The 14818-nt window shown below is 61.9% G+C and carries 13 protein-coding genes; 7 read left to right on the forward strand and 6 right to left on the reverse strand.

Annotated elements, in window-relative coordinates; genetic code table 11:
- Positions 1-34: 34 nt before the first annotated feature.
- Together M6D32_RS25315 and M6D32_RS25320 are read right to left on the reverse strand one after the other, a co-directional pair.
- On the reverse strand, positions 35-1540 hold the full coding sequence (locus M6D32_RS25315) for a class I adenylate-forming enzyme family protein (RefSeq protein ID WP_298261479.1): 1506 nt from the start codon (positions 1538-1540) through the stop codon (positions 35-37).
- Positions 1541-1579: 39 nt separating this feature from the next.
- Entirely contained in the window at positions 1580-3364 is a 1785-nt protein-coding gene (locus M6D32_RS25320; protein ID WP_298261514.1) for an extracellular solute-binding protein, read from the reverse strand.
- Between the two features lie 293 nt (positions 3365-3657).
- On the opposite strand from M6D32_RS25320, the gene M6D32_RS25325 reads away from it, so the two are divergent.
- Positions 3658-4452: an invasion associated locus B family protein gene (locus tag M6D32_RS25325; RefSeq protein WP_298261481.1), complete on the forward strand. Its 795-nt coding sequence runs from the start codon at positions 3658-3660 to the stop codon at positions 4450-4452.
- A 246-nt stretch (positions 4453-4698) separates the two neighbouring features.
- On the opposite strand, the gene hspQ is transcribed toward M6D32_RS25325, so the two are convergent.
- Together hspQ and M6D32_RS25335 are read right to left on the reverse strand one after the other, a co-directional pair.
- Positions 4699-5031 carry a heat shock protein HspQ gene (hspQ, locus tag M6D32_RS25330; protein WP_298101889.1) on the reverse strand — a complete coding sequence of 111 codons (333 nt, stop codon included), beginning with the start codon at positions 5029-5031 and terminating at the stop codon, positions 4699-4701.
- Between the two features lie 83 nt (positions 5032-5114).
- On the reverse strand, positions 5115-6347 hold the full coding sequence (locus M6D32_RS25335) for a UbiH/UbiF family hydroxylase (protein ID WP_298261484.1): 1233 nt from the start codon (positions 6345-6347) through the stop codon (positions 5115-5117).
- Between the two features lie 107 nt (positions 6348-6454).
- Here M6D32_RS25335 and pcsA point away from each other — a divergent pair, with 107 nt between their 5' ends.
- The 3 genes from pcsA (at position 6455) to M6D32_RS25350 (ending at position 9025) form a co-directional block, all read left to right on the forward strand.
- Complete coding sequence (pcsA, locus tag M6D32_RS25340; protein ID WP_298261486.1) at positions 6455-7189, forward strand: phosphatidylcholine synthase; 735 nt, start codon at positions 6455-6457, stop codon at positions 7187-7189.
- Positions 7186-7905 carry a TerC family protein gene (locus M6D32_RS25345; protein ID WP_298261488.1) on the forward strand — a complete coding sequence of 240 codons (720 nt, stop codon included), beginning with the start codon at positions 7186-7188 and terminating at the stop codon, positions 7903-7905. Before pcsA ends, M6D32_RS25345 begins: the two co-directional genes overlap by 4 nt.
- Before the next feature lie 145 nt (positions 7906-8050).
- Positions 8051-9025, forward strand: a complete 975-nt coding sequence (locus M6D32_RS25350) for a quinone oxidoreductase (RefSeq protein WP_298261490.1) — start codon at positions 8051-8053, stop codon at positions 9023-9025.
- Here the strand turns inward: M6D32_RS25350 and M6D32_RS25355 are convergent, their stop codons facing one another.
- The gene (locus M6D32_RS25355) at positions 9026-10222 is read right to left on the reverse strand and encodes an acetylornithine transaminase (RefSeq protein WP_298261492.1); all 1197 of its coding nucleotides are present in this window, start codon (positions 10220-10222) and stop codon (positions 9026-9028) included.
- Positions 10223-10456: 234 nt separating this feature from the next.
- Entirely contained in the window at positions 10457-11782 is a 1326-nt protein-coding gene (rimO, locus tag M6D32_RS25360; RefSeq protein WP_298261494.1) for a 30S ribosomal protein S12 methylthiotransferase RimO, read from the reverse strand.
- A gap of 115 nt (positions 11783-11897) precedes the next feature.
- On the opposite strand from rimO, the gene M6D32_RS25365 reads away from it, so the two are divergent.
- The 3 genes from M6D32_RS25365 to M6D32_RS25375 form a co-directional block, all read left to right on the forward strand.
- Positions 11898-12488 (forward strand): ANTAR domain-containing protein, encoded by a 591-nt coding sequence (locus M6D32_RS25365; RefSeq protein ID WP_298261496.1) that lies wholly within the window; start codon positions 11898-11900, stop codon positions 12486-12488.
- A 398-nt stretch (positions 12489-12886) separates the two neighbouring features.
- On the forward strand, positions 12887-13723 hold the full coding sequence (locus M6D32_RS25370; RefSeq protein ID WP_298261499.1) for a formate/nitrite transporter family protein: 837 nt from the start codon (positions 12887-12889) through the stop codon (positions 13721-13723).
- Positions 13720-14818: NirA family protein (locus M6D32_RS25375; RefSeq protein WP_298261501.1), on the forward strand; the 1099-nt coding region annotated here is incomplete at its 3' end. The genes M6D32_RS25370 and M6D32_RS25375, both read left to right, overlap by 4 nt.

Raw genomic sequence — 14818 nt, forward strand, 5'->3', positions numbered from 1 at the left:
TAACGCCTTGTCAACGAAGCGGCACGCCGAACCGTCAGCCAATAATGGTACGATCCCGAAAAGCTTCTGCCATCAGCGGGTTAAGGCCGAGCTGGTTCAGCGCCTCACGCCCGCGGGCGTTGTCCTGGGCGCGCCCGGCCAAACGGTATCCGCAAAGACGATCAGGCAGCGCCGTGAGTAGCGCGCCCTGTCCGAGCCGCTTTGCCCATTCCTGAAGGTCTTGCGACAGGAAGCGGTACCCGCCTACGGCGACGATGCCCGACGGTGGCGAAGTGATGCAGAGCGCGCCGGAGGATCGGTCAAGCCGCACCGCATAGCCTGTATCGGCGTAGTCAGGTGGCGGGGAGGGGGTCATCAAGGAATCCGTCGACGGGGCCGGCGGCGCATAAGCGGCGACCGTCACCATCGGTCCGCGCAAGGCCAGCGTGCCCTTCGGCGTCAGCGAGGTTTCGCCGGCGATCGAGGTGCCAGGAATATCCCGCGGTGCGCCATGCGGGCCCGGCATGATCGGGACCGGCACGCCGTCAGCGCTTCGCCGCGCGCCGAACAGGCCGACCTCGCCGAACAAATAGACGTCGGTGAATCTGGCTTGTTCCACCGTCCATTGCGCGCTCGAGGCGATCTGCTCCGGCATCCGCCACAGGCCGATCACATGACGCAAGGACGGCAGGCGCGAGGCCACGTCGGCGTCGTTGAGCCGCAACGCCAACGGCGCGGGCGCGACCAGCGTGTCGAAAGCACCCTCGTTGATTTGTCGCTCCAGTGCCTCGCCATCAAAGGGGTGATGTAGAGCGAGCGTTCCGCCCGACAACAGCCAGAGCAGAAGCGATGAGGTCAAACCCGCGAAGGAAGAGGGCGCGAACGCGGACATCACCCTTGCGCCCTGGGGCACCCGGCTTTCGAGGAAAATCGCAAGTCCGCCGGCGATCAGGTTGAGATGGGTTCGCGGCACTGCGCGAAGTCCATCGGAGGTGACATCGAAGGAGACCAGCCCTGCCTTGCGCCCATCCTGAACGACGAGGCGGTCGGTTGACGATCCATTCGTCATGGCGGGGTCGAGCGAGGCCATGCCTTCCGGGAGATCCTCGCCGAAGCCGCAGACGTGACGGATGGAGAACGCCTCCGCCGCGGCGTTCATGGCGAGATCGGCGTGGCTGACGCCGTCGATCTTCGACATGGTCACGATCGCCCTCGCGCCGGTGCGGTTGAGCGCGGTGGTCAGTTCCGCCTGCCGCCATAGCTGCGGCAGCAGCGCGACGATCAGTCCGGCGCGATGGGCTGCGAGCAGCGTGAGCATGAACTCGATGGTGTTGGGAAGTTGCACCCCGATCACCGCGTTGATCGGCAGGCCCGCTTCGACAAAATGTGCCGCCAATGCCGAGATGGCGCGGTCGGCCTGGGCAAAGGTCAAGCGCCGCGGCGCGTGGCCGGTGATCCGGGCTTTGTTGATCGGGTCAACCAGCGCAAGCGCATCCGGTTGGCGTGCCAAAATCCGCTGAAACAAGCCGTCGAGCGTTGGCGATACGTTGGGAGTCGGCATCACGGGAGTTGGCTCGGCTGCGAATCGTTATGATCGAGACTACTTCGATTGCGGCGGTCGATACCACCAGGTTTCCGGAAGATAGCCGGTCAAAGCTGTGGCTTCCGGACGTTCTATGCGATTCCAGCGCGCGATCCATTGCTCGCTGATGTTAAAAACCGGGATGGCGTAAAAGCCGGACATCAGAACGCGATCCAGCGCACGCACCGCGGCCACAAAGACGTTGCGATCGCGTGCCGCCAGCATCTCACCGATCATGGCGTCGATCGCCGGATCCTTGCAGCCCATATAGTTGCGCGTGCCCGGAGTATCGGCGGCCTCGCTGCCCCAGTAAAAATACTGTTCATTGCCGGGTGAAAGCGATTGATCGAGGCGGTTCTGGATCATGTCGAAATCAAAACCGAGGCGGCGCTGATCGAACTGCACGGGATCGACCGCACGAACCCTGGCCTCGATCCCCGCACGCTTGAGGTCGCGCGAAAAGGCAAGTGCAATACGTTCCTGATCGCGCGTGGTCACCAAAATCTCGAAGCTGAAGGGCGTCTTGCTGTCGCGCTTCCGGAGCACCGCATGATCGAGCTCGTAACCGGCTTGCGAGAGTAAATCCAGCGCCTGCCGCAAGCTGGCGCGATCGCGGCCCGAGCCGTCGGTGACTGGCAGGCGGTAACTGCCGTCGAGAATGCCGGCAGGAATATGCGGCGCGAAGGGCTTCAAAAATTCCAGTTCGCGGGCGTCGGCGGCGCGGCCATAGGCGGAGAGCTCGGAACCGGCGAAGTAACCGGCCGAGCGGCCATAGATGCCGAAGAAGTAGTTGCGGTTGATCCATTCGAAATCGAACAGCAGCGTGAGCGCCTGACGGACGCGAATGTCCGCGAAAACCGGCCGGCGCGTGTTGAAAACCAGAAATTGGGAGGGCTGCGGCGTTCCGGGCTTGATGGTGTCCCGGATCACCTGGCCGCTACGGACGGCGGGAAAATCGTAGCCATCGTGCCAGCGCAGCGGTTCGGTCTCGACACGAAAATCATAGAGGCCGCGCCTGAAGGCTTCGAAGTAGCCGTTGGCCTCGCGATAGTAGTCGAGCCGGACCTCGTCGAAATTCCACAGGCCCCGGTTGGCCGGCAGATCACGCCCCCAATAATCGGGGTTTCGCGTCAGCGTGACGCTCACGCCGGGATTTACCGCAGTGACCCGGTACGGCCCCGAACCGATCGGGGCTGCCAGCGACGTCTCATCGAAGGTTGCGGCGTCGACGGCATGGCGCGGCAGGATCGGCATCAGGCCGAGGATCAAAGGCAGTTCGCGGTCCTGAGCACCTCCAAAATCGAATCTCACCGTGAGCGGGTCCGTCACCTCCGCCCTTGCTACTTTCGAATAATATTGCCGATAGTTGGGGCGTCCCTTGTCGCGCAGCAACGCCCAGGAGAACAGCACGTCATCGGCGGTGACCGGTTGCCCATCGGAGAAGCGGGCGCGTGGATCGAGATGGAAGGTGACGTAGCGCCTTTGCTCGTCGGTCTCGACGCTTCGGGCGACAAGCCCGTAGAGGGTGAAGGCTTCGTCGTTGCCCCGCGTCATCAGGCTTTCGAGCACGTAGCCGCTGATCTGCCGAACCGGCAATCCCTTCACGATCAGGGGATTGAGGCTGTCGAAGGTACCGAGAAGGCCCTGCACCAGCCTTCCGCCCTTCGGCGCCTCCGCCCTTGCGTAGGGCATGTGGGTGAAGGTCGCCGGCAGCGCGGGCGCGCCATGCATGGCAATTGCATAGCTTTCGGCCGCAACGGCCGTGTGATCGGTCAGCGTGCTGAAAACGAGCAGGCCAAACAGCGCCGCGGCGAGACGCCGACCGACCGGAACCCGCCGTTGCGCGCGCCGATTTGATTCGATCTGGTTCACAATTGACCTGTAACACGCTCGCCAGACTGGCATGGCGACGCGTCGTAATATGGCCCGTCGGCATTGATCTTTTCGTCCGCGCCTGTATGAAGACGTCCAATTGACCAGTCGGGCAGGGGCGGTCACGCATCCGCCTCAATTGGCAAGGAGACAGCCGCCAAAAATGGCCGGGTTTCGGCGCTTGAGCGGTTTTCGGCACTTCCGTTCAGAAAGGGTTTTCTGCAATGAATTTCCGTATGTTGGCCACGCCTATCTGGCCGCGTAAGCGCCTTTTCGCCTTGATGGCGGTTACGGCACTCGGTGCCGCGTTCCTTGCGTCCAACGTTTCGGCCCAGGCACAGGCTCCCACACCTGCGCCAAAAGCCAAGGCGAGGGCGCCCAAGGCGGCTCCCGCGGCACCAGCTCCCGCACCGTCGGCCCAGGGAGCGCCGGCTGCAACACCCGCCGCACCCGGAGCCCAGCCGCCGGCCGACCAACAGGTTCAATTGATCTACGCGCCCTGGACCAAGTTCTGTCTCAAGGGCCAGGATGCGAACGCGAAGCAGGTTTGCTTCACCGGCAAGGACGGCCGCATCGAGTCCGGCCAGCCGGTGATTGCCGCGGTCGTGATCGAGCCGGAAGGCGAGCCGAAGAAGATCCTTCGCGTGACGCTGCCGCTCGGCATGCTGCTCGTTCACGGCACCCGTATCATCATCGACAACAATCCGCCGGCGCAGAGCCCCTTCGTGATCTGCTTCCAGAACGGCTGCATGTCGGACTACGAAGTGACGCCTCAAATGCTCGACCAGATGAAGAAGGGCCAGAACCTCGTCGTTCAGGCGATCTCTTCCAACAACCAGCCGGTGACGCTGCCGCTGCCGCTTGGCGATTTCGCCAAGGCCTATGATGGCCCGCCGACCGATCCGAAGCAGTTCGAGGAAAACCAGAAGAAGCTGCAAGAGGAATTGCAGAAGCGTGCTGACGAAGCCCGCAAGAAGCTGGAGGCCGGCGGCCAGGCCGCCGCGCCAGCGGCCAAGTAAGCCATCTTGCATCGGCAGCAAAAAGGCGCTTCGAAAGAAGCGCTTTTTTTTGATGACCGTATTTTTAGCCGAGCCGTGCTTGGCTAATGCGGCGAATTTGAAGTTCCTATCAGTTTCGCCGTGAGTTCGTTATAGGAACTTCAAATTCAAAACCGCTACTCAAATCGACAAGTTGCCAGAGCTCCTTTGATTCCGAAGTTCGCATCGGAGGGGCCGCAATAGCTTGCGAACTTTGGAATCGGAGCTCTAGTTGAGCGACGGATTGCGTGGCCGGTAACCGCCGGACTTGTCCTTCACGAAAATCTCGGCGACCTGCGAATGCCGGATTGGCTGGCCGGAATCGTCGGGCAGGAGGTTCTGCTCTGAAACATAGGCCACGTACTCGGATTCCGAATTTTCGGCCAGCAGATGATAGAACGGCTGGTCCTTGTGGGGGCGGACCTCTTCGGGGATCGACAGCCACCACTCCTCGGTATTGTTGAATTCCGGATCGATATCGAAAATCACACCGCGGAAAGAAAAGATCCGGTGGCGGACAATCTGCCCGATCTGGAACTTGGCGGTGCGCGTTTTGATCATAGCTCGTCGATAGACCAGGATTGAGACCGATGCTAGAGGGCAAACCATCGAATTAACCTTAGCCGCTGATCCCACGCACGCCGCTAAATCGAGCGGGCGGTTGACGTTTCCGTAACGCCAAGGCCTGCCCGCGACGAGCGCCATGACGGTGCCAGCCCCTCGCGCATGGCCAGCCGTCGCAGCGGTCCGAATGAGCCGATCAGATGTAACCCGGCAGCGCGCAGCGATTGCATCGGCAGAAATGCGCTCAAGAGCGAGCGGTTGGCGAGATCGATGGCGAGGGTTCGGCTCATCACGTCGGGGCGTCGCGCGGAAGCATAACGGCCAAGCGCATCGGCTGAGCCGGGATCTTCACCCGCGGCCAAGGCGTCCCGCACGATATCGGCAATATCGGCGGCATCTCGAAGCCCCATATTGAGGCCTTGCGCACCGATCGGCGGCAGCACATGGGCGGCCTCGCCGGCAAGCACGGTACGCGCTTTGGCAAAATTGGCGGGCTGCTCGATGACAAGCGGAAACCGGCTTCGGCCCGGCTCAACGCGCATCTGCCCCAGGATCGAATGCGAGCGCGCTTCGACGGCGTCTGACAATTCCTCGTCGCTCAACGACATCAGTCGCTCGGCTTCCCTTGGCTCCGATACCCACACCACGCTCGAGCGACTGCCGGGCAGGGGCACAAAGACGCAAGGTCCGTGCGGCGTGTGAAATTCAGTCGAGATATTCCGATGGGGGCGGGAATGGCTGACATTGAAGGTCAGCGCGGACTGCTGAAGATCGCGGTGCCGGACAGCGATTCCTGCCGCCTCCCGGCAGAGCGAGTGTCTGCCGTCGGCGCCTACCACGAGCCGTGCCGACAATGGTTTTGCGCTCACAAACTCGATCGATACCGCATCTTCCCCGGAGTTGATCGCAGCCGCCTCGTCATCAAACCGCGTCAGACCGGAGAGATTGGCCGCGCGTTCTTCGAGCGCTGACACTAGCGCGCGGTTTTCGATGTTGTAGCCGAATACATCAAGGCCGATCTCGTCGCAGGAAAATTTGACCTCCGGCGCCCGGATCAGGCGCCCGGTATCGTCGACCAGCCGCATGACGCGCAGCTCCGTAGCCCTGTCCTTGCAGTTCGGCCAAACTTCCAGCCTCTGCAGGAAATCGATCGATCCGCCGAGGAGCGCCGTCGTCCTGTTGTCGGCGTAAGGCGACCGCCGGGCAATCAACGCGGTCCTTGCGCCGGACTGTGCAACCGCAATCGCGGCAGCCAACCCCGCCGGTCCGCCGCCGACCACGGCAACGTCATAAATCGCGGAATTCTCGTTCATACCCACGACATTTGACATTCCCGGCGGCATTTTCAAGCCCGCAGTCCAGATGTGCAAACCTCGCGATTCCTGATAGCAGTGAGCGCAAACGGGCGCATTTGACCGACATGGATCAGCAGACCGAACCTTCGCAATCCAAAGCCTCGGCGGGCCTGCGCGCAGCGGCATTTTCCGTGCATGTATTCACTGCGCTCGGCGCCGGTGTGGCGCTGCTGGCGCTGATGGAAGCCGTTCGCGAGCACTGGACCGCGATGTTCTGGTGGCTCGGCGTCGCACTTGTCATCGACGGCGTCGACGGCCCGATGGCACGCCGCCTCGACGTTGAGCGTCTCCAGCCAAACTGGTCAGGCGAGGTGCTCGACCTCGTGGTCGATTTCGTCACCTATGTCTTCGTGCCAGCCTACGCTATCGCCACCAGCGGCCTGCTGTGGCCGTTGGCCGCACCGGTGCTGGGGGTCGGAATTGCGGCCTCCGGCGCGCTTTATTTCGCCAACCGCCGTATGAAATCGGACGACAATCATTTCCGCGGCTTCCCCGGATTGTGGAACATGGCGGCGTTCTATCTGTTCTTGCTGCATTGGCCTCCGGTCGCATCAAGCCTTGCGGTCGCAGTCCTGGTCGCGCTCACCTTCATGCCGTTTCACGTCATTCATCCCGTCCGCGTCGCTCGTCTGCGCTGGTTGACGCTAAGCCTGATCGGTGCCGGCATTGCCCTGGCGGTGGTCACGTTGCTCGACGATTTTGAACCAGGCACCGCCGTGACGTCAGCGTTTTGTGCGATCGGGCTTTATGTGGTCGGCAGCGACAGCGCTATACGGTTGGTCAGGTCGTTCAAGACATGATCGCGCTGATAACGAGCCCGGAAGCCTGGGCGGCTCTCCTGACCCTGACGGCGCTCGAGATCGTTCTCGGCATCGACAATGTCATCTTTCTTTCCGTCATTGTCTCCGCCATTCCGCCCGCGCAAGCGACCCGCGCGCGACAGATCGGCCTTGCGCTCGCGCTGGTCTTTCGCATTGTGCTGCTGAGCGCTCTCGTGTGGCTGATCGGCCTGACCCGCGCCGTCGTCACCGTTCAGGATTTTGCCTTCTCATGGCGCGACCTCATCCTGATCGGCGGCGGCCTATTCCTGATCGCCAAGGCGACCTATGAAATCCATCACGAGGTCGAAGCACGCGAGGGTGCGCGCCCGGCCGCTTCCGGCGGGGCCGCGTTCTTCAGGGTGATACTCGAGATCATCGTCATCGATGCCGTTTTCTCGCTTGACTCGATCATCACCGCGATCGGCATGGCGCAGGAGCTTTCGATCATGATCGCGGCCGTCGTCATCGCCTGTGCGGTCATGTATGCTGCCGCGGGTCCGGTCGCCCGATTCGTCGCGGCGCATCCGACAACCAAAATGCTGGCACTGGCGTTTCTGGTTCTGATCGGCGTTGCGCTGGTCGCCGACGGATTCAAATTCCACATTCCACGCGGCTACATCTACTTCGCGATTGCGTTTTCGGCCGCCGTGGAATTCTTCAATGTGCTGGCCCGACGCAACCGCAGCAAAGTCTAGTCTAGTGATCCGATTCTGACATTCGCATCCTCCCCACCAGGCCGTTAACCAAGCCGGGCACGCCAGGTTGAGGCCCGCTGAGTTGACATTGAGACTTCGATGTCATTCGCTTGAGTTCAGCGAACCCACGATGGGAGAAAGGGCGATGACCAAGGCCGTGCGGGTGCACAAGATTGGTGGTCCGGAGGCCCTCATCTATGAGGATACGGACTTGCCCGCGCCGGGCCCCGGCGAGGTCCGTATCCGTCAGCATGCCGTCGGTCTGAACTTCATCGACACCTACTACCGCACCGGTCTTTACAAGGCGCCCGGTCTGCCTTTCATCGTCGGCAACGAAGCTGCGGGCGAAGTCATGGCGGTAGGGCCAGGCGGAACCCATTTTCATCCCGGCGATCGCGTCGCCTACTACGTGAATCTCGGCGCCTATGCCGGCGAACGCAACATCCCCTGGGAGCGGCTGGTCAAGCTGCCCGATCACATCACCTATGAGCAGGGCGCGGTGTTGATGCTGAAGGGGCTGACGGTCTGGTACCTTCTGCACAGGACTTTCAAGGTCGAACCGCATCATCGCGTGTTGATCCATGCGGCCGCCGGCGGCATTGGGCTGCTCGCCTGCCAGTGGGCAAGGGCGCTCGGCGCACACGTCATCGGCACCGTCGGCTCGAGGGCAAAGGCGGATCTGGCGCTCGCCAACGGCTGCGATCACGTCATCCTCTACAACGAGGAAGACTTCGTCGCGCGCGTCAAACAGATCAGCCGTAACGAGCTCTGCGACGTCGTCTATGACGGCGTCGGCAAATCGACCTTCCCGGGTTCGCTGTCGTGCCTCAAGCCGCGCGGCCTGTTTGTGAGCTTCGGCAACGCCTCGGGCCCTGTGCCGCCGTTTGCGATCGCCGAACTCAACAATCACGGCTCGCTGTTTGCGACCCGTCCCAAACTCAACGACTATATCGGCAAGCGTTCCGAATTGCTCGAAGGCGCGGACACGCTGTTTGCCGCGGTCATCAACGGCAAATTGCATGTGCCGATCAATCATGCCTACGCGCTTAAGGATGCAGCCAAGGCGCATGCCGACCTCGAGAGCAGGTCAACCACCGGCGCGTCGATCCTCAAGCCATAACTAAGCAACCCGACGCGCCACGCCGGCCTTGGCCAGCACGGTATCGAGACAATCGATCATCAGATCAATCTCGTGCCGCTTGACGTTGAGAGCCGGCATAAACCGCAAGGCATCGGGACGGGGCGCGTTCAGGAGCACGCCATCGTCCAGCGCCGCGGCCACGATCGATGACGCAATCGGCATCCGCAGATCGAGCGCGAGCAACAGTCCCCGTCCGCGCACTTCGCCGAGACCATGGCGCGCCGAGAGCCGCTGGAGCTCGCTCTCGAGGTAAAGCCCGTTTTCCGCCACCGATTTCAAGAAAGCGGGCGCTCCGACCTGCTCGAGCACGGCAAGACCCGCCGCGCACATCAGCGCATTGCCGTTGAATGTCCCGCCCTGGTCACCGTGCTCAAAGCAGGAGGCGGCCTCAGTCGCGAGCAGCGCCGCGAGCGGCACGCCGCCGCCGATCCCTTTGCCGAGCGTCATGATGTTGGGCGCAATCCCGGTATGCTCATAATGGAAGAGCTTGCCGGTGCGGCCCATGCCGGTCTGGATCTCATCGAAGATCAAGAGCAATCCGTGCGCCGTGGTCAGCGCGCGCAGGTCGCGCAGGAATTGATCGCTCGCGGGCCAGACGCCCGCTTCGCCCTGGATCGGTTCCAGCATGACGGCGACCGTGTTGTCGGTGATCAGCGCTTCGACGGAGGCGAGATCGTTCCATTTCGCTTTTCGAAAGCCGGAAACCTTCGGTTCGAACAACGGCTCGAAGGCTTTCTTGCCGGAGGCCGACATGGTCGCCAGTGTCCGGCCGTGAAAACCTCCTTCGAAGGTGATGATCTCGTAGGCGCCGTTCTTGTGCAGAGCGGCGTATTTCCGCGCGAGCTTGATCGCACCTTCATTGGCTTCGGCGCCCGAGTTGGCGAAGAACACGCGGTCGAAGCAACTCACATCCGTGAGTGCCTTGGCAAGCTTCAGGCTGGCATCGTTGTGGAAAGCCGGGCTCGGCGTGATCAGCCGTTTGGCCTGCGCCGAAATTGCTTCCGCAAGCACAGACGGTGAGTGGCCAAGGCAGTTCACGGCCCAACCCTGGATGAAATCGAGATAGCGTTTTCCCGTGTCGTCCCAGAGATACGAACCCTTGCCGCGTACGAAAACGATCGGCGGGCGGGCGGTGATCTCCATCAGCGCGTCGAACGAATGCGTGGTTGGCGTCATCTCGAACTCTCCTTGCGGTTTTTGCGGGAAGGGGACCGAAAAGCAAGAAGGCCGCACCTTTCTGGGTGCGGCCTTCTCGAGAACCTTGCTGATTTATCTGATCAGCGTCGTCGTCGGACATGGCGCACCCCATCGTCGTCACGGCGGTGACGGCGGCAGGCGGCGCGGGCAATGGTCCGGTTCGAAATCATGGGCTGCGCTGATACAGCTTGCGGCCGTATGCTGTCAAGCGGCTCAAAACCCTGCGACCGATCCGTGCAGGTCGTATTCGTCGGATCGTTCGATCTTTGCCGTGACGATTTCGCCGACTTTCAGAGGCCTGCGGCTCGTGACATAGACCGCGCCGTCGATCTCCGGCGCGTCGGCCTTTGAGCGTCCTTTGGCGACGGTCGGACCGACTTCGTCGATGATGACTTGTTGTCGGGTGCCGACCTTGCGCTTCAAGCGTCGTACCGAAATCTTCTGCTGCCGCGCCATCAGCGCCTTCCAGCGTTCCTGTTTGACCTCATCAGCAACGGCATGCCCAAGCGCGTTGGCGGGAGCCCCTGCCACAGGTTCATATTTGAAGCAGCCAAGGCGGTCGATCTCGGCTTCCTCAAGCCAGTCGAGCAACTCGGCAAAATCGGCGTCGGTCTCGCCGGGAAAACCAACGATGAACGTAGAGCGCAAGGCGAGATCGGGGCACTCCGCGCGCCAGCTCCTGATACGCGCCAGCGTCTTTTCCTGCGCGGCCGGACGCTTCATCGCCTTCAGAATTTCCGGGCTTGCGTGCTGGAACGGGATATCGAGATAAGGCAGCACCTTGCCCTCGTTCATGAGGCCGATGACCTCGTCGACATGGGGGTAGGGGTAGACATATTGCAGCCGTACCCAAACGCCGAATTCGCCGAGCGCCTGCGCCAGATCGAAAAATTTGGCGCGGACTTCGCGATCCCTCCAGGGACTGGTCGCATATTTGATGTCGACGCCATAGGCGGAGGTGTCCTGCGAGATGACAAGTAATTCCTTGACGCCGGCATCGACCAGCCGCTCGGCCTCGCGGAGCACGTCGTTCGCCGGGCGCGACACCAGATCGCCGCGCAATTTCGGGATGATGCAGAAGGAGCAGCGGTTATTGCAGCCTTCGGAAATCTTAAGATACGCGTAATGCCGCGGCGTCAGCTTGATGCCCTGCGGCGGCACCAGATCAAGATGCGGGTTGTGGGCCGGCGGCACCGCGCGATGCACGGCTTCGAGCACGCTTTCATATTGCTGCGGACCCGTGATCGACAACACGCCGGGATAGGCTTGCTCGATCTGGTCGGGCTCGGCGCCCATGCAACCGGTGACAATCACCTTGCCGTTTTCGGCCATCGCATCGCCGATGGCGGAGAGCGATTCCTGCTTGGCACTGTCGAGAAAACCGCACGTATTGACGATGACCAGATCGGCGCCATCGTGCTTGCGCGCCAGTTCATAGCCTTCGGCGCGCAGTCGCGTGATGATGCGCTCGGAATCCACCAACGCCTTTGGGCATCCAAGCGAAACAAAGCTGACTTTAGGCGCGGCGGCCTGCGACATTTTTGAGCTGTCCAGATAAATAATGGGCAGGAGCTAATCCCAATCCTGCTCAAATACAAGGCTTTGAGACCCACAGTCTCGGCGTACTATGAACGGCGAGGAATGCGGGTAAACGATGGGCGCCGAGTCGTCTCCAAAAATTGCGATTGTCGACGAAAGCCCGGTCCGCGCTGCAATTCTCGAACAGGGATTGCGGGAGGCGGGCTACACCAATGTCGTGCGCATCGAAGAGATGCAGAAGCTGCAGAACCGCATCCACGCACTCGAGCCCGACGTCATCGTGATCGACCTGGAAAATCCCAGCCGCGACCTTCTGGAGCAGATGTTTCAGGTCAGCCGAGCCGTGCGGCGGCCGATCGCGATGTTCGTCAATCAAAGCGACGCCGCTGCAATTCAAGCGTCCGTTGATGCCGGCGTTTCCGCCTATATCGTCGACGGTTTGAAGAAGGAGCGGCTCAAACCGATCCTTGATCTCTGCATTTCCCGTTTCAATGCCTTCGCCAAGCTTCAGGACGAGCTCGATCGGGCCAGGTCGGCCCTGGAAGACCGCAAGGTGATCGACCGTGCAAAGGGCATCCTGATGAAGCTGAAAGGCCTAAGCGAAGACGAGGCCTATGGGCTGCTGCGATCAACCGCCATGCGTGAAAAGAAAAAAATCGGCGAGATCGCCCAGTCGATCCTGACGGCGTCGGAGCTCCTGAAGTGACGACGGTTTTTTCCCGATGGGCATCGGTTTGGCGCTCATATCGGCGATGTGAGCAGAAAATAGGCATCAATACACTCTGCCAAAAAAATAATCTTGCTGCCCAATATTCATAAGATCGGGCAATCGACCCGCTCACCGCACGTCGAATAGAAGCCTTTGAAAAGGCGACATATTTAATCCGGGCGTCGTTATGGCACGCAACTTGTATTGTTGCAGTGCAGCCAGCGCCGCTGATGGCGATTGGCTTCCATCGGAGATGGATGTCCGCAGCAACGAGGCTGACCGGATCGCGAGAGCGAAGTTCGACAAGGCGCCGGCGCCTCCGTCGAACTTCCGAGCGATCGCACATTCTTCGCCCGTCGTGACCCACGCAGGCGCGTGACAGCTGGAGCCTCGATATGGACTACGTAAGACCTACCGACGTTGTTAATTCGATGATTGACGCCAGCCTGAAGAAGCTGGCGCTTCCTCCGCGCGACCTTCTGATCCGCGGCATTCTCTCGGGCGCGCTGTTGGGCGCGGCGACGACCCTCGCTATGACCGGCGCGGCGACCACAGGCCAGCCACTGGTGGGCGCTCTGATCTTTCCCGTCGCCCTCATTATCATCGTTCTGTTGAACCTCGAGCTGGTGACGGGCAGTTTCGCGCTGGTGCCGCTCGCGCGGTTGGAGGGCCGCGCTGGCTGGGGCGCCGTTGTGGCCAACTGGTCGTGGGTCTATCTGGCGAACCTGATTGGTAGCATCGCGTTTGGACTGCTGATCGCGATCTCGCTGACCAACGCGGGCAAGGCGGAGGTAACCGGGGTTGCCGCGAAGATCGTTTCGATCGCCGAAAGCAAGACGATTGCCAACGAAGCGCTCGGCGCAGCCGGCATGGTCTCGCTCTTTGTCAAAGGGATCCTCTGCAACTGGCTGGTGAGCCTGGGCGTCGTCATGGCCATGACGTCGAACTCGACGATCGGAAAGATGTTCGCGACGTGGTGGGCCATCTTCCTTTTCTTCGCGCTCGGCTTCGAACACGCCGTGGTCAACATGTTCCTGATTCCAACCGGCATGCTGCTCGGCGCCAAGGTTGGAATGTATGACTGGTGGGTCTGGAACCAGATCCCCGTCACGCTCGGCAACATCGTCGGCGGCTTCCTGTGCACAGGCCTTGCGATCTACGCGACCTACAAGCCCACCGAAGCGTCCTCCGCAGCGCCAGCCGTCACAGCACCGAAGGCTCTCGCGTTATGATGATGGATACTCTGGCCGTCGACTTTACCGACGAGCAGAAGCGATATCTGGAAGGCTTCACGAGCGGCTTGCAGATCAGCCGGGTGGGGCGAGGTCTGGGCGGTGGTGTCGTCAAGAGCGGCGCCGGCGCGAGCGAGCCCACCGGACCCGACGCCGCGCACATCAAGGCGCAAGATCAGATTCTGGCGTCGGGCAAAAAACTCGCCGACCAGGAGAAGTTCAAACGCGAGGAGCATCCGTTCGATGCCTATCCGCGTCTGAAGCAGCAGGCGCTGACCAACGCGCCGCCGTCGCCGGCGGATAATTTCCGCTGGCGCTATTACGGCCTGTTCTACGTGGCGCCGGCGCAGGATGCCTTCATGTGCCGGGTGCGCATCCCCGGCGGCCTCCTGAATGCATTTCAGCTGCGTGGTCTCGCGGCGATCGCCGATGACCTTGGCGGCGGCTATGCCGACATCACGACGCGGGCGAATGTGCAGATCCGCGAGATCCCGGCGGGGCAGGCGGCCGAGATGCTGCTGCGGCTGTCGGAGATCGGCCTGACCTCGCGCGGCGCGGGCGCCGACAACATCCGCAACATCACCGGCAGTCCGACCGCCGGCATCGATCCGCAGGAGCTGATCGATACCCGGCCGCTCGCGCATGAGCTGCACCACTACATCCTCAATCACCGCGAGCTCTACGGCCTGCCGCGCAAGTTCAACATCGCCTTCGACGGCGGCGGCCGGATTTCCGTGCTGGAGGACACCAACGACATCGGCTTCGCCGCCATTGCGGTCGGACCCGGCGAGGCAGTGCCGGAAGGAGTCTATTTCCGCATGCAGCTCGGCGGCATCACCGGCCACGGCACCTTCGCGGCCGATACGGGGGTCATCGTGCGCCCGGACGAATGCGTGCCCGTCGCCGTGGCGGTGGTGCGCGCCTTCATCGAGCACGGCGACCGCACCGACCGCAAGAAAGCGCGGATGAAATACGTCATCGACCGGCTCGGTCTCGACGGCTACATGGCCGAAGTCGAAAAGCAGCTCGGCGCCAAGCTCACGCGCCTGCCGCTCGATGCATGCCTGCCGCGTCCGAAGCGGCTGAAGGACGGCC

The organism is Bradyrhizobium sp. (assembly GCF_027307225.1).
Classification (GTDB): domain Bacteria; phylum Pseudomonadota; class Alphaproteobacteria; order Rhizobiales; family Xanthobacteraceae; genus Bradyrhizobium.

What these genes read in the sequence shown, in the direction of transcription:
- M6D32_RS25315 (WP_298261479.1), bottom strand. Translation starts at nt 1,540, where the DNA reads ATGCCGACTCCCAACGTATCGCCAACGCTCGACGGCTTGTTTCAGCGG.
- M6D32_RS25325 (WP_298261481.1), top strand. Translation starts at nt 3,658, where the DNA reads ATGAATTTCCGTATGTTGGCCACGCCTATCTGGCCGCGTAAGCGCCTT.
- hspQ (WP_298101889.1), bottom strand. Translation starts at nt 5,031, where the DNA reads ATGATCAAAACGCGCACCGCCAAGTTCCAGATCGGGCAGATTGTCCGC.
- M6D32_RS25335 (WP_298261484.1), bottom strand. Translation starts at nt 6,347, where the DNA reads ATGAACGAGAATTCCGCGATTTATGACGTTGCCGTGGTCGGCGGCGGA.
- pcsA (WP_298261486.1), top strand. Translation starts at nt 6,455, where the DNA reads ATGGATCAGCAGACCGAACCTTCGCAATCCAAAGCCTCGGCGGGCCTG.
- M6D32_RS25345 (WP_298261488.1), top strand. Translation starts at nt 7,186, where the DNA reads ATGATCGCGCTGATAACGAGCCCGGAAGCCTGGGCGGCTCTCCTGACC.
- M6D32_RS25350 (WP_298261490.1), top strand. Translation starts at nt 8,051, where the DNA reads ATGACCAAGGCCGTGCGGGTGCACAAGATTGGTGGTCCGGAGGCCCTC.
- M6D32_RS25355 (WP_298261492.1), bottom strand. Translation starts at nt 10,222, where the DNA reads ATGACGCCAACCACGCATTCGTTCGACGCGCTGATGGAGATCACCGCC.
- rimO (WP_298261494.1), bottom strand. Translation starts at nt 11,782, where the DNA reads ATGTCGCAGGCCGCCGCGCCTAAAGTCAGCTTTGTTTCGCTTGGATGC.
- M6D32_RS25365 (WP_298261496.1), top strand. Translation starts at nt 11,898, where the DNA reads ATGGGCGCCGAGTCGTCTCCAAAAATTGCGATTGTCGACGAAAGCCCG.
- M6D32_RS25370 (WP_298261499.1), top strand. Translation starts at nt 12,887, where the DNA reads ATGGACTACGTAAGACCTACCGACGTTGTTAATTCGATGATTGACGCC.